This window comes from Nocardia abscessus NBRC 100374 (assembly GCF_000308455.1).
In the GTDB taxonomy this organism is placed as follows: domain Bacteria; phylum Actinomycetota; class Actinomycetes; order Mycobacteriales; family Mycobacteriaceae; genus Nocardia; species Nocardia abscessus.
In genome coordinates this window covers 78,772-96,304 of sequence record NZ_BAFP01000089.1, presented here as the reverse complement: position 1 = coordinate 96,304, position 17,533 = coordinate 78,772, and the positions used below count along the sequence as shown (strand labels likewise).

18 protein-coding genes are annotated in these 17,533 nt (G+C 70.0%); 9 read left to right on the top strand and 9 right to left on the bottom strand.

Annotated features, from left to right (window positions below; genetic code table 11):
* Nucleotides 1–33: 33 nt before the first annotated feature.
* Nucleotides 34–858, bottom strand: a complete 825-nt coding sequence (locus ON19_RS17650; RefSeq protein ID WP_043693445.1) for a DUF3097 domain-containing protein — start codon at nt 856–858, stop codon at nt 34–36.
* A 130-nt stretch (nt 859–988) separates the two neighbouring features.
* On the opposite strand from ON19_RS17650, the gene ON19_RS17645 reads away from it, so the two are divergent.
* Nucleotides 989–1,420 carry an NfeD family protein gene (locus tag ON19_RS17645; RefSeq protein ID WP_043693442.1) on the top strand — a complete coding sequence of 144 codons (432 nt, stop codon included), beginning with the start codon at nt 989–991 and terminating at the stop codon, nt 1,418–1,420.
* Nucleotides 1,420–2,700 (top strand): SPFH domain-containing protein, encoded by a 1,281-nt coding sequence (locus ON19_RS17640; protein ID WP_043693440.1) that lies wholly within the window; start codon nt 1,420–1,422, stop codon nt 2,698–2,700. The genes ON19_RS17645 and ON19_RS17640 overlap by 1 nt, the downstream gene beginning before the upstream one ends.
* Before the next feature lie 66 nt (nt 2,701–2,766).
* Here the strand turns inward: ON19_RS17640 and ON19_RS17635 are convergent, their stop codons facing one another.
* Nucleotides 2,767–3,612: an SGNH/GDSL hydrolase family protein gene (locus ON19_RS17635; protein ID WP_043693437.1), complete on the bottom strand. Its 846-nt coding sequence runs from the start codon at nt 3,610–3,612 to the stop codon at nt 2,767–2,769.
* 117 nt (nt 3,613–3,729) lie between these two features.
* Here ON19_RS17635 and ON19_RS17630 point away from each other — a divergent pair, with 117 nt between their 5' ends.
* Entirely contained in the window at nt 3,730–4,407 is a 678-nt protein-coding gene (locus tag ON19_RS17630; RefSeq protein ID WP_043693434.1) for an O-methyltransferase, read from the top strand.
* A gap of 10 nt (nt 4,408–4,417) precedes the next feature.
* Here ON19_RS17630 and ON19_RS17625 read toward each other — a convergent pair whose 3' ends face one another.
* Entirely contained in the window at nt 4,418–5,410 is a 993-nt protein-coding gene (locus ON19_RS17625) for a zinc-binding dehydrogenase (RefSeq protein WP_043693431.1), read from the bottom strand.
* A 46-nt stretch (nt 5,411–5,456) separates the two neighbouring features.
* The gene (locus tag ON19_RS17620) at nt 5,457–6,143 is read right to left on the bottom strand and encodes a TetR/AcrR family transcriptional regulator (RefSeq protein WP_043693428.1); all 687 of its coding nucleotides are present in this window, start codon (nt 6,141–6,143) and stop codon (nt 5,457–5,459) included.
* Between the two features lie 93 nt (nt 6,144–6,236).
* On the opposite strand from ON19_RS17620, the gene ON19_RS17615 reads away from it, so the two are divergent.
* The gene (locus ON19_RS17615) at nt 6,237–7,709 is read left to right on the top strand and encodes an MFS transporter (protein WP_043693425.1); all 1,473 of its coding nucleotides are present in this window, start codon (nt 6,237–6,239) and stop codon (nt 7,707–7,709) included.
* A 15-nt stretch (nt 7,710–7,724) separates the two neighbouring features.
* Here the strand turns inward: ON19_RS17615 and ON19_RS17610 are convergent, their stop codons facing one another.
* Nucleotides 7,725–8,453, bottom strand: a complete 729-nt coding sequence (locus tag ON19_RS17610) for a hypothetical protein (RefSeq protein WP_043693422.1) — start codon at nt 8,451–8,453, stop codon at nt 7,725–7,727.
* A 371-nt stretch (nt 8,454–8,824) separates the two neighbouring features.
* On the opposite strand from ON19_RS17610, the gene ON19_RS17605 reads away from it, so the two are divergent.
* The 4 genes from ON19_RS17605 (at nt 8,825) to ON19_RS17590 (ending at nt 11,821) form a co-directional block, all read left to right on the top strand.
* The gene (locus ON19_RS17605) at nt 8,825–9,694 is read left to right on the top strand and encodes an SDR family NAD(P)-dependent oxidoreductase (protein WP_372478684.1); all 870 of its coding nucleotides are present in this window, start codon (nt 8,825–8,827) and stop codon (nt 9,692–9,694) included.
* 80 nt (nt 9,695–9,774) lie between these two features.
* Nucleotides 9,775–10,410, top strand: a complete 636-nt coding sequence (locus ON19_RS17600; protein ID WP_043693521.1) for an urease accessory protein UreF — start codon at nt 9,775–9,777, stop codon at nt 10,408–10,410.
* Nucleotides 10,411–10,435: 25 nt separating this feature from the next.
* Entirely contained in the window at nt 10,436–11,155 is a 720-nt protein-coding gene (ureG, locus tag ON19_RS17595; protein ID WP_043693420.1) for an urease accessory protein UreG, read from the top strand.
* Nucleotides 11,156–11,164: 9 nt separating this feature from the next.
* Nucleotides 11,165–11,821, top strand: coding sequence for an urease accessory protein UreD (locus ON19_RS17590; RefSeq protein ID WP_043693417.1), 657 nt, complete (start codon nt 11,165–11,167; stop codon nt 11,819–11,821).
* Between the two features lie 185 nt (nt 11,822–12,006).
* Here the strand turns inward: ON19_RS17590 and ON19_RS17585 are convergent, their stop codons facing one another.
* Together ON19_RS17585 and ON19_RS17580 are read right to left on the bottom strand one after the other, a co-directional pair.
* Nucleotides 12,007–12,840, bottom strand: a complete 834-nt coding sequence (locus ON19_RS17585) for a hypothetical protein (RefSeq protein ID WP_063709455.1) — start codon at nt 12,838–12,840, stop codon at nt 12,007–12,009.
* A 133-nt stretch (nt 12,841–12,973) separates the two neighbouring features.
* A complete protein-coding gene (locus tag ON19_RS17580; protein ID WP_051169005.1) occupies nt 12,974–14,407 on the bottom strand; it encodes an NAD(P)/FAD-dependent oxidoreductase in 1,434 nt (477 codons plus the stop codon).
* A 230-nt stretch (nt 14,408–14,637) separates the two neighbouring features.
* Here ON19_RS17580 and ON19_RS17575 point away from each other — a divergent pair, with 230 nt between their 5' ends.
* Entirely contained in the window at nt 14,638–16,134 is a 1,497-nt protein-coding gene (locus ON19_RS17575) for a cytochrome P450 (protein WP_051169004.1), read from the top strand.
* A gap of 9 nt (nt 16,135–16,143) precedes the next feature.
* Here the strand turns inward: ON19_RS17575 and ON19_RS17570 are convergent, their stop codons facing one another.
* Together ON19_RS17570 and ON19_RS17565 are read right to left on the bottom strand one after the other, a co-directional pair.
* A complete protein-coding gene (locus ON19_RS17570; protein ID WP_051169010.1) occupies nt 16,144–16,989 on the bottom strand; it encodes a serine hydrolase in 846 nt (281 codons plus the stop codon).
* Nucleotides 16,990–17,154: 165 nt separating this feature from the next.
* Nucleotides 17,155–17,352: a hypothetical protein gene (locus ON19_RS17565; protein WP_227954703.1), complete on the bottom strand. Its 198-nt coding sequence runs from the start codon at nt 17,350–17,352 to the stop codon at nt 17,155–17,157.
* Nucleotides 17,353–17,533 lie beyond the last annotated feature (181 nt).

Genomic DNA, 17,533 nt, shown 5'->3' with positions numbered 1-17,533 from the left:
CCGCGCATGGCCGGAGCGAAGGCGGAGGTACGCCTAATCCGGTTCGGTGACGAAATCGATCAGGCGCTCGACGGCGCCGATGAGTGGAGCCTCCAGATCGCGGAAGGAGGTCACCGCGCCGTACACCCGCCGCCAGCCGTCCTGCGGCGTACCCCAGCGCAGGCGTGCGCAGACGCCGGTCTTCCAGTCCTCCTCGCGCGGCACCTGCGGCCACTGCGTGATGCCGACCGTCGCCGGGCGCACGGCCTGCCACACGTCGACGAAGGGGTGCCCGGTCACCAGGACGTGCGGCCCGAGTCCGGTGGTCAGTTGGGTCTCCTTCGATCCGGTCACCAGATGGTCGACCAGCACGCCGACCCGCCTGCCCGGGCCGGGCTCGAATTCGCCCAGCCGTGCGGCCAGATTGTCCAAACCTTCGAGCTGCTCCACCACCACGCCCTCGACCCGCAGATCGTGGCCCCACACCCGCTCGACCAAGGCGGCGTCGTGGACGCCCTCCACCCAGATCCGGCTGCCGCGGGCGACCCGGGCGCGCAGCCCCTCGACCCTGGTGGAGCCGGAGGCGGAGCGGTGCGGCGTCTTCGGCGGGGCGGCCGACGGCCGTACCAGCGTCACCGGCGCACCGTCGATGAGGAACGCGGCCTCGCGTAGTGCGAACAGACGCACCGCGCCGCGGGCGTCCTCCAATTTCACGAACTCGCCGTCGTAGCTGCGCTCGAATCCGACCACCGCGCCGCAGAATCCGGTGGCGGCGTCCTCGACGACCAGATCGCGTTCCGCGCTGACCGTCGGCACCGTCCTGTTCTTCGATCGAGGATGTCCGGAGAAGATGTCGTCATACCTGTCACGCCCGCTCACCTGCCTGAAGCTAGCACCGCCGCTGCGGCTTTCGGCGCACCCGGGTCACCGCACGCCCGCGCCCGGAATTCATCCGGAGTACTCGCGAAGGTCGCGCCCCAGATCATGACCGGAGCACTACAGTGGTCGTGTGGCCGCAATTTTTTGGCTGGTCGCGGGCATTCTGCTCGCGGCGGCGGAGATGCTCACCGGCGACTTCACCCTGCTGATGCTGGGTGTCGCGGCGCTGGGCACGGCGGGTGTCAGCGCGGCGGCGGGTACGTCGCTGGTGGTGGACGCCATCGTCTTCGCGGTGATGTCGGCGGTGTTGTTCCTCGGCGTACGCCCGATCATCCGGCGCCGCTTCGGAACTCCGCCGCCCACGCCGACGAATGTGGACGCCTTGCCGGGGAAGACCGCTCTGGTGCTCGAACAGGTCGCGGCGCATTCCGGCCAGGTGAAGCTGGGCGGGGAGGTGTGGACGGCGCGGCCGATGGACACGACCGAAGTGTATGAACCGGGTACGACCGTGTATGTCATGAAGATCGACGGCGCGACCGCCGTCGTCTGGAAGGGGCCTTGATGGCTGTACTGATCGTTGCCGCCGTCCTCGTCTTGCTGGTCGTGGTGGTGGTCTTCAAGTCGATCGCGCTGGTGCCGCAGGCCGAGGCCGCGGTGATCGAGCGGCTGGGCCGGTATTCGCGTACCGTATCCGGCCAGCTCACGTTCCTGGTGCCGTTCGCCGACCGGGTCCGGGCCAAGGTGGATCTGCGGGAGCGGGTGGTGTCGTTCCCGCCGCAGCCGGTGATCACCGAGGACAATCTGACCCTGCACATCGATACCGTGGTGTATTTCCAGGTGACCAGCCCGCAGGCGGCGGTGTACGAGATCAGCAACTACATCGCCGCCGTCGAGCAACTGACCGTGACCACGCTGCGCAACGTGGTCGGCGGCATGACGCTCGAGCAGACCCTCACCTCCCGCGACGCGATCAACGGCCAGCTGCGCGGCGTGCTGGACGAGGCGACCGGGCGCTGGGGTCTGCGCGTCGCGCGGGTCGAGCTGAAGAGCATCGATCCGCCGCCGTCGATCCAGGAGTCGATGGAGAAGCAGATGAAGGCCGACCGCGAGAAGCGCGCCATGATCCTCACCGCGGAGGGCCAGCGCGAATCGGCGATCAAGACGGCCGAGGGTTCGAAACAGGCGCAGATCCTGTCCGCCGAGGGCGCCAAGCAGTCGGCGATCCTGGCTGCCGAAGGTGAACGGCAGAGCCGCATTCTGCGGGCGCAGGGTGAGCGCGCTGCCTCCTATCTGCAGGCGCAGGGCCAGGCCAAGGCCATCGAGAAGGTCTTCGCGGCCATCAAATCCGGCAAGCCCACGCCGGAATTGCTTGCCTATCAATACATGCAGACACTGCCCATGGTCGCGCGCGGGGACGCCAACAAGGTGTGGTTGGTGCCCAGCGATTTCGGCAAAGCGCTGGAAGGGTTCGCCAAGAGCTTCGGCAGTCAGGGCGAGGACGGCGTGTTCCGGTACGAACCGCCCGCCTCCGACGGCGCGGAAATCAAGCCCGAGGACGACTCGGATGTCGCGGACTGGTTCGACACCGCGCCCGACCCGACCATCGAGCGGGCCGTGCGCGCCGCCGAGGCGACGGCGCGGACTCCGGTCGAGGGGCTGACTCCGACACCGCCTCCGCAGGGCTTCGAGCCCTCGCCGCACCAGCCGGTCATCCCTCCGCAGGAGGCTTTCCCGGCACAGCAGCCGCCGCAAGAACAACAGCCGCCGCAGCAACCCCCGGCCCAGCGACCGGACGACCCGCACGGCCGTCCTTGGCAGCCGCCGGAGAACTTCTCGAAGTAACACCACGCCGACCCGCCCCGGACTCCGCCCGAGTCCGGGGCGGGTCCGTCGGAGCAGGCGAACGGCTCAGCCGGGCAGTCCGGCGGCGCGGATCGCCGGGAGGACCACGTCGGCGACGCCGCGCATGCCCTGCGGGGTGAGGTGGTAGGGGATGAGTGTCTCGGTGGCGATGACCGGGTCGATCCAGCGGATGCCGACGGGCGCGCACGCGTCTCGGCCTTCCGAGGCCGCGCGGGTGTCGACGTAGACCACGCCCTGCGCCGTGGCGACGCGGGCTACCACGGTGTTGAGACGGTCGAAGGCGGCTTGGATGCGCGCGGCGTCGGGCGGTCGAAGACCGACCAGCTCGGGACAGCCGCCGTCGCGCACATAGAGCGGCCAGCCGTCGACCACGATCTTCGCCTGCGGTGCCCGCGCGGAGATCTGTTGCAGCGCGGTCGCATATGACACAGCGATCGCGTCGATGGCGGTGTCCCAGTCCGGACCGGCGCACACACCGACTCCGACCAGGCCCGATACGTGGCAGCCGACGACGTGCTCGGCCATCAAGGCGTCGTTGGCGCCGATGTGCACCGTAACCAGTCTGGTGCCGGGGCCGAGCGCGTCGAACTGGGGCGGGATGCCCGGTTGCTGGGCAGCGGTGAGGTCCGGGATGCGCGCCGAGTTGCAGGTGCGGTCGTCGAGCCGCAGCCCGAGGTCCCGGGCGATCAGCTTCGGCGTGTTGGCGGTCGAGCGCAGGCACCGCGGTGGGGCCGAAGTGTCGAAATTGCGCACGCCCGTAGTGGCCGCGCCGGAATCGCCGAGAGCGACGTATTCGGCCCCGCCGTCGGTCGGCGCGGCGTGCGCAGGCGCGGTGGAACCCGAGGCGACCAGGCAGGCGGCGACGGCCATGGCTCGCGCAAGATTCGTCATGTCGGGTCCTGTCCGTCCGTTTCTCGGCGCGATCGCGGGACATGCACGTCTCTTTGTGCCGCACGCTACTCGCCGAAGCCGATCCCGCGGGTGGAATCGAGTGGCAGACTTCGACGTATGACGACACCTGGATGGGCCGACGTAGACCGCTACCTCGTGGAAACGCTGGTGGTGGATCCGGCTTCGGAAGCCGCGCTGGAGGCGAACAAGGCGGCGGGCCTGCCCGCGATCGACGTGTCGGCGCCGCAGGGAAAGTTCCTCCATCTGCTGGCCCGGACGGTCGGAGCACGACGGGTGCTGGAGATCGGCACACTCGGCGGGTACAGCACGATCTGGCTCGCCCGTGCGGTCGGGGAGAAGGGACGCGTGGTGACGCTCGAGTTCGCCGCGCAGCACGCCGAGGTGGCGCGGGCGAACCTGGAACGGGCCGGTGTCGGCGATCGGGTGGAGATCCGGGTGGGCGCCGCCCTGGACAGCCTGCCGGTGCTCGCCGAGGAGGATCCCGACCCGTTCGACCTGGTGTTCATCGACGCGGACAAGGTCAACAACTCGAACTACGTGCTGTGGGCACTGCGGCTGACCCGGCCGGGCTCGGTGATCATCGTCGACAACGTGGTCCGCGGCGGTGCGATCGCCGAGGAGCATTCCGAGGATCCGAACGCACAGGCCAGTCGCGAGCTGGTCGAGTTGCTCACCGCCGAACCGAGCCTGGACGCGACGGTGGTTCAGACCGTCGGCAGCAAAGGGTGGGACGGCTTCGCCTACGCGGTGGTCAACGGCGAGATCGACGAGTGAACCGCTTCGGCTAGGGCGTCAGCACCACCTTGCCGGTCGTCGCGCGGGTTTCCAGCGCGCGATGCGCGGCGGCCGCCTCGGCGAGCGTGAAGCGATGGACCGCGGGGCGCAGCCGGCCCGCGGCCGCCTCGGCCATGGCGCGGTCCTCGAGGACGCGCAGATCGCCGCCGACGCGCGCCAGCATCGGTGGGCCGATCACCATCTCGGAGGTGATACCGCGTGCGGCCAGAGCGTCGGCCGAAAGCCGCACCCGGCCGTCCTGCTCCGACTTGCCGGACCAGCCGTAGACCAGGTGCTGCCCGCCCGGTGCGAGCAGATCTATGCCGGTGCGGGCGACCGCGCCGCCCACGGAATCGAACAGCACGTTCGCCCCGTGCTCGCCGATGCGCGCACGAACCCGGTCCGGCCAGTCCGGCGCCAGATAGTCCACCGCCAGGTCGGCGCCGTTGCGCCGGACCTGATCGACTTTCGCGGGGCCACCGGCCAACCCGATCACCGTCGCTCCGGCGTTCTTCGCGTATTGCACCACCAGGGTGCCGATGCCGCCCGCCGCGGCCGTCACCAGGACGACGCTGCCGGGCTGCAACTCGGTGAACTGAAGAATTCCCATCGTCGTGCGCCCGGTGCCGATCATCGCCACCGCCTCCGCCGCGTCCAGGTTCGCCGGGATCTCGTGCAGCCGGGCCGCGTCCGTCACGGCCAGTTCGGCGTAACCGCCGGGCACTGCGCCGAGATGGGCGACCACGCGTGCGCCGAGCAGGCTCGGCGCCACGTCGGCGCCGACGCGGTCGACGGTGCCGGCGACTTCGCGGCCGGGGATGGTCGGCAGTTCCGGCACCGGAAACGGGCCGGCGTCGCCCCGGCGCAGCGCCGTATCGATCAGATGCACACCGGCCGCCGCCACCGCGATACGCACCTGGCCGGGGCCGGGCACGGGATCGGGAACGGATTCGTAGCGCAAGTTCTCGGCCGGGCCGAAGGCGTGGAGGCGAATGGCGTGCACGGTAACTCCTGTCGTGGGCGGTCGCCGACCAGCCTGCAACCTCGAGTCAGGTCGAGGTCAATCGGTCGCGCCGTAGGGCTCGCGCCGCGAATCCGTCGCACAGCGCGTCGAGCCCGTCGTAGAGCAATTCCTTCTGGGTCAGATCGCTCACCCCGCTGCCCGCGAGATCGGCCAGCGCGGGCGGGACCGGTCCCGCTGCCGCGCCGTTCAGCAGCGTCCGCAGCGCGTTGTCGCCGCCGGGATCCATGCCTTTGCGCGCCATCAGTTCGGCGCTGATCTCCGGCAGCGTGGCGCCGGAGATGTAGTTCCACACGGTGAAGGCCATGCCGGTCGCCTCGCGGGTGGACACGCCGAGTTCCAGAAAACCGTCCACCAACCAGGCGAGGCAGGCCAGACTCTGCGGCCCGAAGCTGTAGCGGGGCGTGGCGAAGGTGAGCAGCACCCACGGATGTTGCCGGTACAGAGCCCAGTCGACCTCGGCGGCGATGCGAACCCGCTCGCGCCACGTCCACTGCTGTCCCTCGGGGGAGGGATACGGGTTGCGCCCGGCCACTTCGTCGGTCATCAGCGCGAGCAGTTCGTCCTTGTTCGCGACGTGGCGATACAGCGACATCGCGCCCACCCCGAGCCGGTCGGCGATGCGCCGCATGGACAGCGCATCCAAGCCCTCGGTATCGGCGAGTTCGATCGCGGCGTCGACGATGGCGGCGCGGTGCAGCTTGATCTCGGTCATCCCATGTCCTGCTTTCCGTTCTCGGCCGGGGTTGCGTACACTGTACCCGGGCTCATGCGTACGACGTACGCGCCAGCGAGAGGACTTTCGGAGATGACAGACGTGCAGCCGGTGCGGACCGCGCCGTCCACGACGGGCTCGCGCCGCGCCTGGCTGGGCCTCGCGGTCCTGCTGTTGCCGGTGCTGCTGGTGTCGATGGACATCTCGGTGCTGTTCCTCGCGCTGCCGACGCTGACGCTCGACCTGGACCCGTCGGCCGACCAGCAGTTGTGGATTCTGGACATCTACGGCTTCCTGATCGCGGGCCTGCTGATCACCATGGGCAATCTCGGCGACCGGATCGGGCGGCGCAATATCCTGCTGGCGGGCGCCGCGGTCTTCGGCATCGCGTCGGTGATCGCCGCGTTCGCGCCCAGCGCGGGCGTGCTGATCGCGGCGCGGGCGCTGATGGGCATCGGCGGCGCGACGCTGCTGCCGTCCAGTCTGGCGCTGATTTCGAGCCTGTTCCCCGACGCGCGGGAGCGCGCCGCCGCGATCGGCGTGTGGACGGCGTTCTTCGCTGGTGGTTCGGCCGTCGGGCCGATCATCGGGGGAATACTGTTGCACCACTTCTGGTGGGGCTCGGTGTTCCTGATCAACATTCCGGTGTTGCTGATCCTGCTCGCGTTCGGCCCGTTCGTCCTGCCGGAACACCGTGCCGGGGTGCTCGGGCCGCTGGACCTGCCGAGCGTCGCCCTGTCGATCGGCGGCATCCTGCCGGTGGTGTACGGCATCAAGCACGCCGCCACCGAGGGCATCGACGCGCAGGCGGTCGTCATCGCGCTGATCGGCGCGGTGATCCTGACCGCGTTCGTCCGCAGACAGCGACACCTCGAAGAACCCCTGCTCGACCTGCGGTTGTTCGCCCGTCCCCAGTTCTCCGTGGCGATCGGCGCCAGTCTTACCGGGATGATGTCGCTGGCCGGTATGAGCTATCTGACGAGCATCTACCTGCAGTCGGTGACCGGGCGCACGCCGTTGGCGGCGGCGCTGCTCGGCATTCCGATGGCGATCGCGGTGTTCGTCTGCTCGATGGGCGGCGCACGGGTCGGACATCGTTTCGGCGCCCGCGCCACATTCGTGTTCGCCTTGCTCGCCTCCGCGGTGGGCAATCTGATGCTGCTCGGCGTCGGCGCGCACGACGGACTCTGGTGGTATCTGGCCGGGTCCACGATCGCGGGTATCGGCTACGGGCTCGCGTTCACCCTGGTGTCCGAGGTCTCGGTGGCCTCGGTGCCGCCGGAGCGGGCCGGATCGGCGGTGGGCATCTCGGAGACCAGCTTCGAACTGGGCAACGCGCTGGGCCTGGCGCTGCTCGGCTCGCTCGCGGCGCTGATCTTCCGGTCCGGCGGCGACTACGCGGCGACGCTCGGCGAGACCATCCAGCGGTCCGGCGCAGACGCGGCACTGGTCGAGGCGGCGCGCGGATCCTTCGTCGACGGCATGCACGTCGCGGTGGCCGTCGGCGCGACGGTGCTCGCGGCGATGGCGCTGATCGCGCGCTTCGCCTCGCCCGGCCCGCGCTGAGCCGCGCGGCCGGGGTCAGCGGCCGAACACCGCCGCCACGACCTCGGCCGCCCAGCGGTTCATCGGCCGGACGATCGCCTGGTGCACCCAGCGCACCGGTCGCGCCACCAGCGCGTTCCAGACGACCGCGACGGCGGCGAACATTGGGCGCAGCACGTAGCGGTACAGCGCCCGGCACGGCGCCACGACGAGCACGCCCACGATGACGGTGGCCACCCGCCACCCGTACCGCGCGGTCGCACGCACCGCACGCCACAGCGGATGGAGTACCCAGCGCCACAACTGCGCCAGCGGCCAGACGATCAGCCACTTGACGATGCGGTGGCACACCCAGGCGATCGCGTACCCGACGGGGTACACGATCCAGCGCAGCAACCAAGCTCCGACCGGGCGAATCACTCTGCGCCACAGGAAGACTTCCACCGCGCGCCGCAGCGGTCGCAGCAGGTACTCCAGCAGGAGCGACAGCAGCGGCGTGAGCACCAAGCCCCACAGCAGATGCTGCACCACCCAGCCCCAGAGGAAGTCCTTCGCGAAGATCCACACCGGCCGCAGCACCCAGTGCCAGATCAGTTCCGCTGCCGGAACCAGCAGCCGCCGCGCGACGAACCCGAAGACCGCTCCGGTGACGCGGCCCAGCAGGACGATCCCCTCCCACAGCAGCCGGATCGGAACGAGCACCGCGATCGCGATCCCGCGCGCGATCCACTGTGCGACCGAGACCTGCGTGTCGGGCGTCGACATGGTGTTCCCCCTCGGCTGGCGCGCCGGGGACTACCCCTGGCGAAAAAGTTTGTGTACTACCCACATTCGAACACATGGCCGCTGCCGGCGCGTGAGTAGAAATGCTCGAGCCCGTGCCCGCGGACTCACCGCCCCGCACGCGACGCCGGCCAGCGGGTTCACCATTGATCTCGGCGGCTTGTTTCGGCGCACTGGAGATGTCCCTCGGCGACGCGTCAGCGACTGCCTGATTCGGCGCGTCGGCGGCGTCCTCGGCATCGCCGCCTGTCTCGCCCGGCCGGACCTGCCGCGGCTCGTGCGTGCGATGTCGCGCGAGGAGTGATCGCACGAACCGCGAGTGGCCGCCCTGGTCTGCGCCTACAGTCGAATTCGTGAACCACACCCGGGCCTCGGACAACGGGCGGCCCCTCGCCGAACGGGTGGCGACGCGCCTGCTGTATCCCACGTCGCGCCCGCGCGAGCACGCGTTGCGCGCCGCGGTCGGCGGCAAGATCGTGCTCGTCACCGGTGCGTCGCACGGCATAGGCAAGGCCGGCGCGCGCAAGCTGGCCGCGGCGGGCGCGACCGTGCTGCTCGTCGCCCGCTCCGGCGACGAACTCGAGCGGCTGGCCGCGGAGATCACCGCCGCGGGCGGCGTCGCGCACACCTATCCCACCGATCTCACCGATATGGACGCGGTCGAACGCCTCGGCCGTCAGCTCCTCGACGAGCACGGCCACCTGGACGTGGTGATCAACAACGCGGGCAAATCGATTCGCCGCCCGATCGACGAGTCCTACGACCGTTTCCACGATTTCACCCGCACCATCGACGTCAACTACCTGGGTCCGGTGCGCCTGCTGCTCACGCTGCTGCCCGCCATGCGCGCTCGTGGGCGCGGCCACATCGTGAACATGTCCACCTGGGGTGTGCGGATGCCGCCCGCGCCGCGCTGGGCGGCCTACGGCGCGTCCAAGTCCGCCTTCGACGTCTGGTTGCGCAGTGTCGCGGCGGAGGTGGCTCGCGACGGCGTCACCACCACCTCGATTTACCTGCCGCTCGTGCACACCAGAATGAGCGCGCCCACCGACTTCAGCCGTATCCCCGGGCTCACCGTGAGCGAGGCTGCCGATCTGGTCTGCCACGCGGTGACCGCCAAGCCACGGGAAATCGCCCCGTGGTGGTCGGCGCCGGTCCAGGCGTGGACCGATCTGACCCGTACACACGCCCAGCGATTAATGGAGCGCGCCTTCCGCCGCTGAGCGGCAAGGTCCGGACGCCCGGACGACGCGCCGGGACATAGGATCGGCGGATGCGTGAATCCGCTGCGACCGGTCCGGGTGTGTCCGGTCTCACGACGGTGCTCGCGCTCGCCGACTCGCGGCTGCCGATCGGCGGGCACGTGCACTCCGGCGGCGTGGAAGAAGCCGTCGCCTCCGGCTTGGTCCGCGACGTCGCGACCGTGGAGCTGTACCTGCGTCGCCGGGTCCGCACCTCGGGGCTGGTGGCCGCGTCGCTCGCCGCGGCGGTGTGCGCGGGCGAACTGGATCCGGCGCGGGCGGAGGCGGAAGCCGACGCGCGCACGCCCGCGCCCGCGGCACGTGCCGCGTCCCGCGCGCAGGGCCGCGGACTGTTGCGCCTGGCCAGACAGCTGTGGCCGTGTCACGACTGGTCACCGCTCGGCCGCACACCGCATCTGTCCTCGGTCTTCGGAATGGTCGGCGCGGCCGCCGCGGTATCGTCCCGGGAGACCGCGGGCGTGGTCGTCTACACGACACTCACCGGCGCGGCCACCGCGGCCCAGCGTCTGCTGGCCTTGGACCCCGCCGCGATCGCGGCGTGCACGATCCGGCTGGCACAGCTGTGCGACCGGGTCGCCGCGGAAGCCTCGACCGGTCTCGCCGCGATGTCCGATCCGCTGCAGGACGTGCTCGCCGAGCGTCATCGGCAGCGTGACATGCCCCTGTTCGCGAGCTGAAGCCCCGGAAGAAGGAGACCGCGCCATGCCCCCGCACCTGCTCGACGGTGAGCCGCACGACCACGGTCACGATCGGCCGAAACGGACCCGCACGCCCGGGGAGGCGCTGCGCATCGGCATCGGCGGACCGGTCGGCTCGGGCAAGACCGCCCTGGTGGCCGCGCTGTGCCGACAACTGCGCGACGAGCTGTCGCTGGCGGTGCTGACCAACGACATCTACACCACCGAGGACGCCGATTTCCTGCGCAGGCACGCGGTCCTGCCGGACGAGCGGATCACCGCCGTGCAGACCGGAGGCTGCCCGCACACCGCCATCCGCGACGACATCACCGCCAACCTCGACGCCATCGACGATCTGGTGGCGGCCAACCCGCCGCTGGATCTGATCCTGGTCGAATCCGGCGGCGACAATCTCACCGCGACCTTCTCCTCCGGCCTGATCGATGTCCAGATCTTCGTGGTCGACGTGGCGGGCGGTGACAAGGTGCCGCGCAAAGGCGGACCCGGGGTGACCTTCTCCGATCTGCTGGTGGTGAACAAGACCGATCTGGCGCCGCTGGTCGGCGCGGACCTCGGCGTGATGGAGCGGGACGCGGCGCGGGTGCGTGCGAACCGCCCGACCGTGCTGGTCTCGCTCACCGAGGACCCGGCGGCGACGCCGGTGCTGGCCTGGGTGCGCGAGCAGTTGCGCACGGTCGCCGAGCAGGACCGGGCGAACGCCGACGAGTCCGCCGCCGCGCACTGAGATCCACTGTTGCGCACGGAGTTACGCATAGTCGCGACCACGTCGGCGCTTCCGGAGGTCCATGCGAGCGGCGGATTGTCGGCCCGCCGCACCGGTCCGAACACGGTGCACCTGATCGGTACCGCGGCGACGCCGTTGGGCGGTGACGAGCTCGACATCGTGATCGCCGTCGCGCCGGGCGCCGAACTGGTGGTGCGCTCGGTCGCGGCGACGCTAGCCCTGCCGGGCGCGGCGACGCCCCTGTCGTTCGGGCGCTGGCACCTCGAGGTCGGGAGCGGGGCCACGCTGGATTTCGATCCCGAACCGATGGTCGTGGCAGGCGGCGCGCGACATCACACGGTCACCACGATCCGGCTGGCTTCCGGTGCCCGGCTGCGCATGCGCGAGCGCGTCCAGGTCGGTCGCGCGGGCGAGAACGGCGGTGAGTGGCGGGGAGACCTGATCGCCGACGTCGACGACATGCCCCTGCTGCGTCATCGGCTGGCCTTGGGCGCGGGCACTCCGGCCGATGATGCGCTGGCCGCCCCTCGTGCCCTGGAGAGCGAACTCGTCTATCCGGACGAATGCGCCGCGACGACAACCGGATTGACGCAGACCCGGCTGCCCCTTGCGGGGGGTGGCAGTTTGTTCACCCGCACCGGGACGCTGCTGAGCATTTCGGGGTGAGATGAATCGAGTTTCGGCGCGAAGGGCGCCACGTACCGGGAGCGGTGACGAACGGTCCTGTGCCGCATACCGACATCGTCCAGAACAGGTGTGATCAGGCCGAGACCTGGAGATAGAAAAAGTGGGAGCCCGACAGCGTCGTCGAACTCCCACCTTCCGGCTTGCTCCTGGACAGTGGCATCCGATCAGCCGTCGGCCGCCTCGGCGGCCTCCGCAGCCGTGTCCGTGCCCTCCGGCGCCGGTTCGGTGGCCTTCTGGCCAGGGGCGACCGACTCCGGCGCGCTGAGCGCCCGCGGAGGCGCGCTGAGGGCGTGCACCGCACCGAGTCCCGCTCCGATGCCCGCACCGATGGCGGACAGCGGGGCGGCCATCAGGGCCGCGCCGTAGGCGGCCCCGATCGGGCCCGCGGCGAGACCGATCGGCGCGAACGGCAGACCGATGGCCAGGCCGAGACCTCCGCCCACGGCCGCCCCGATCAACGCGAACGGGCTCGCGAACACGAAGCCCGCCGCCGCGCCGATCGCGGCGGCGCCCATGGTCTGGCTCGCGACGCGGTCGGACCTGGTGCGCTCCATCCCGATCGAGTCGAGGAATGTCGCCATATCGGCCTCGGCCATCGCGGCGCTGTCGTTGATCTGGATCGCTTGCTCCCGGTAGAGCCACTCCGGTGCGTCGACCTGCACGTCACCGAAGCGCAATTTCCCGGCGGGCGGTGCGATCGGCGGCACCGGGGCGACCGGGGCGGGCGCGTGCAGCCCTACCAATGGGGCCAGGTACTCGTGGGCCGGCAACGGACGTGCCCACTGCAACGAACTCAGCGTGTCGTCCGGGATCCGCACACCCTCGTACGGGCGCACGTTCGGCGCCTCGGCGCCGGGCCACTGGGCAGCCGCGTCGCTCAGGGCGCCGAAGTCGAACCGGATCACCGGTACGGACCGATCGGGCTCGGCGTTCGCGGTACCGGTCCCCACCAACGCGAGGATCAGCGGAACCGTCCCCGCCGCGACGATCGAACCCACCCTCGGTCGGTTCGATTCGGGTGCTCGGTGCTTGCCTGTGCCCATAGATCACCTCTCATCCGGAAGGAGACGTCGACGCCCCACATTCGGATCTGTCGGCGACCTGGATTGGTCGGGCCCGCTACGACACCGATCAGCCGGCCTTGGCGTCGGTGTGCGCCTTGTCCACGGCGACCCTGCTGTTGGTCGAGCCGCCGAGGGCGGCGGCCAACTCTTCGGCGTCTTCGTCGTCGCCGTTGCTGATGGCCTCCAGGGCTAGTCGGGCGAACACCCACTGCTCGGTGGCCGCCATCTGCCCCCGGCTGCGACCGAGGAAGGTGACGAACCACTGGATGACGGTGACGATCCGGCTGCGGTAACCGACGAGGTAGTACAGATGCAGCGCGAGCCAGGCCAGCCACGCGATGAACCCGCCGAATTCCAGCTTGCCCACCTGGCACACGGCGCTGAACCGCGAGATCGTGGCCATGCTGCCCTTGTTGAAGTACTTGAACGGCTTGCGCTCCTGCGGCGCCTGGCCTTTGAGTCCGGCCTTGATCTGCCGGGCGGCGTAGGTCGCGCCCTGGATGGCGCCCTGGGCCTGGCCTGGCACGTTCGGCACCGACATCAGGTCGCCGACCACGAAGACGTTCGGGTGGCCCTTGACGGTCAGGTCCGGTTCGACCACGACCCGGCCCGCGCGGTCGACCTCGGTGCCGCCGGACTGGTCGGCGATCATCTTGCCCAGCGGGCTGGCCTGCACGCCTGCCGACCAGACCTTGCACGCCGACTCGATGCGGCGGATCGTGCCGTCGGAGTCCTTCACCGTCACGCCGAACGCGTCGACGTCGATCACCATGGCGTTGAGCTGGATCTCCACGCCCATCTTCGCGAGGCGGCGTTCGGCCTTGCCGCCGAGCTTCGGCCCCATCGGCCCGAGCACCGCGCCCGCGCCCTCGATCAGCACCACCCGCGCGTCGCGCGGATCGATGTTGTGGAAGGTGCCCTCCAGGGTGCGGTCGGACAGCTCGGCGATCTGCCCGGCCAGCTCGACGCCGGTCGGTCCCGCGCCGACCACGACGAAGGTGAGCAGCCGGTCGCGCTCCTCCTGTGTGGTCGCCAGCTCGGCCTGCTCGAACGCGCCGAGGATGCGGCCGCGCAACTCGAGCGCGTCATCGATCGTCTTCATGCCGGGCGCGTAGGTGGCGAATCGGTCGTTGCCGAAATAGGACTGCTGCGCACCGGTCGCGACGATGAGGCTGTCGAATCGGGTGACGGTGTCCTGGTCGAGCAGGCGTGAGGTCACCGTCTTGGCGGCCAGGTCGATGTCGGTGACCTCGCCCATCAGTACCTGCGCGTTCTTCTGCTTGCGCAGCACCAGCCGGGTGGCAGGCGCGATCTCGCCGACCGACAGGATGCCGGTCGCGACCTGGTAGAGCAGCGGCTGGAACAGGTGGGTCGAGGTCTTCGAGATCAGCGTGACGTCGACATCGGCGCGTTTGAGGTGCTTGGTGCCGAACAGGCCGCCGAAGCCCGAACCGATCACCACCACCCGGTGCCGGCCGTTCTCGACAGTCTGAGTACTCATCGTCCTGCTCCTCGATGGACCTTGGGGGTCGTCCCCGGCAACGATTCCTGACACGCTAAACCGTAGCCGCCGAGCCGGGCACCGTCACGACGAGATCCCCGTTCCTGGCGTGTTGCGGTGCGAAGTCTCACCGCCGACGGGCCGAGGCGGGGAGGATCGGGGCGAACGAACCGGCCGAGCGAACGCGGCCGAGAGCCTACGATGGTTACTGTCGCTCAGGGAGGATTGCCATGGTCGCCGGTGACCGTGCGGTCGGCCGGAAGCCCAGCGTGCAGGCCGAATCGGAGAACATCGCGCTGATCGAGGTACCGCACGGCCATCTGATCGACCGGGCGCTGGGACTGCTGCCGGAACGACGCCAAGTGCTGGCGACCCCGCCGCGGGGCAGCGCCACGGTCCCGGTGCGCGGCGATGCCGGACTGCCCTATCTGGGCCGGGCGCTGCAATACATGCGCTGGGGTCCGGCCGAGATGATGGAGCGCTACCGCCGGTACGGACCGGTCTCGCTGAACAGCTCGCTCGGTGTCGACCGGGTGCTGGTCTCGGGACCGGACGCGCTCGACGAAGTGCTCGGGCACCGGCGCCGCGACTTCGGCCAGGGCTGGGACTACTTCATCGGCCCGTTCTTCCGGCGCGGCCTGCTGCTGCTGGAGTTCGACGAGCACAAATTCCACCGCAGGATCATGCAGCAGGCGTTCACCAGGGACCGGCTGGAAGCCCACCTGGCCGGGCTGACTCCGGTGGTGCGGGCGAGCATCGCCCACTGGGTGCCGCGCGAGCGCGACGCCGAACGCACGGTGCGGCTGTATCCGACGATCAAAGAGCTGACCCTCGACATCGCGGCGGAGAGTTTCATGGCCGCCGACGTCGGCCCGCAGCGCAGGCAACTGATCGACGCGTTCATCGACTGCACCCACGCGGGGCTGGCGATCATCCGGCACTCGGTGCCGGGCGGACACTGGCGGGCCGGGCTGCGCGGCCGGAAGGTGCTCGAGGACTACTTCACCGCGATGGTGCCGCAGAAGCGCCGCTCCGAATCGGCGGACTTCTTCTCCGGGCTGTGTCACGCCCGCAGCGAAGACGGCGGCGTCTTCGGTGACGCGGACGTGGTGAACCACATGATCTTCCTGATCATGGCCGCGCACGACACCACGACGACGACCGCCACTGCCGTCGCCTACTACTTGGGCAAGCACCCGGACTGGCAGCAGCGGGTGCGCGCCGAGGTGCTCGACATGGACGCACGGCTCGGCGACGCGCCCCCGGCCATCGCTGACCTGGAGGCGCTGCGCGACCTGGATCTGGTGGTCCGGGAGAGCCTGCGGCTGATGCCGCCGGTTCCGGGACTGTCGCGCCGCGCGGTGCGCGATACCGAGGTGGCGGGCCATTACATTCCGGCGGGCGCCCCCGTGGACCTCGCCTACCAGGTGAACCACCTGTTACCGGAACTGTGGACCCATCCCGAGCGCTTCGATCCGGAGCGGTTCGGCGAGCAGCGGCACGAGGACAAGTCGCACCGCCTGGCCTGGATGCCGTTCGGGGCGGGCGCGCACAAGTGCATCGGGATGCACTTCGGCACGTTCGAGGTGAAGACGGTGACCGCCGCCCTGGTGCGCGAATACGAGTGGCGGATCCCCGAGCAATACCGGATGCCCTGGGGATTCACCACGATTCCTTTCCCCAGGGACGGTGCGCCGATGACATTGCGCAGGCGCGCGGGCGCCTGAGGCGGCGCGTCAGCGCCCGGCGAGCAGGATCTCCGCGAGCTTGGTGTCGGTGTCGGCGCCCTCGGTGTAGCCGCCCGCGTCACCCAGCGAACTCATGATGGCCAAGGTGTAGTGCTCGCCCGGTCCCGCGAAACCGACCGAGTTGACCACCCAGCCGCCCTGTTCGGCCGACCAGCCGTTCTTCAGTCCGGGACGCATGCTCGCGCCCGCGCCCCACACGCCCCAGTGCTGGTTGGAGTCCACCGCGCGCATCCGGTCGACCAGGTAGTTGCGGTCGTCGGGATGCATGTGGTTGAGGATGTGGTCCATCAGCCGGTCGAGGTCGGCGGCGGTGCACTTCTGGAACGACCAGTCCGGGAACAGCGCGGTGTTGGTGGGCTGCGGAACCAGCGAGGACATCCCGTTGGCGCGGAAGGCGTTGTTGAACGCCATCCGGTCGAATCCCGAGTATTTGGTCCACAGCAGATCGGCGGCGCCGTCGTTCGAGGTCGCGAGCATCCCCTCCAGCAGTCCGCGGTCCTCCGGCGATAGCGAGATGGCGCCGACCCGGGCCCGGTTGAGCAGATCGGCGGCGATCGCGAGCTTGATCGTGGACGCGGTCCAGACCGCGTTCTCGGCGTTGGCGTTGGCGTAGACCCCGCCCGAGACCCGGTCGCGCAGGACGTAGCCGGTGACCCCGGGACGGCTGTTGAGGTAGGCGTCGGCCTTCGCGATGCGGCTGCTCATATCGCAGTCGAAACCGGACAGGCACCCCTGGGTGTGCGCGAGCGGCGCGGCGCCCGCGATCGGTAGTGCGGCGGGCAGGCTCGGGGCGATGATCGCCACGGCGGCGAGGACACAGGCGGAGGCGGCCACACGGGGAACGGTTCGGGTGGCGGCGGACGGATAACGCACGAGGGACCACGATCGCACATCGCGGGTCCGGACGCACGTCTTGAGCTCGGCCGCGGGGTGTGCTAACGCCCATTTCGGGCACCTGCGGCGCAAAAGTTTTCGCACGACGCCGCAGGCCGGGGCACGTCAGCGGAAGGCGGCGCGCAGTTCCTCGACGGTGCGTCCGTTGAGCCGGTAGCAGTGCTCGAACGCCTCGGTGTGCCGATCCCGGGGCCAGGAATGCAGAACGACGGTGCGACCGTAGTTGCGCGAGTTGACGAGCTCCCAGCGGTCACCGACCCGGCGGACCGTGAATCCGCCTTTCGGGACCAGGGGAATCACCATCGCATCCATGAACGCGAACCAGCCTTTCGGTGCAGCTCTCTCGTTCCGCCCCGGTGCAAACTCTTACCTCCCCGGTGCAGCACTGTCGCACACGGCCGCGGCGGTCCCCGCGTGACACGGCGAAGTAATCCGTTCTCGTGTGGTCTATTTCACTGGCGTCCGGGTGGGGCGGTGCAGTTGC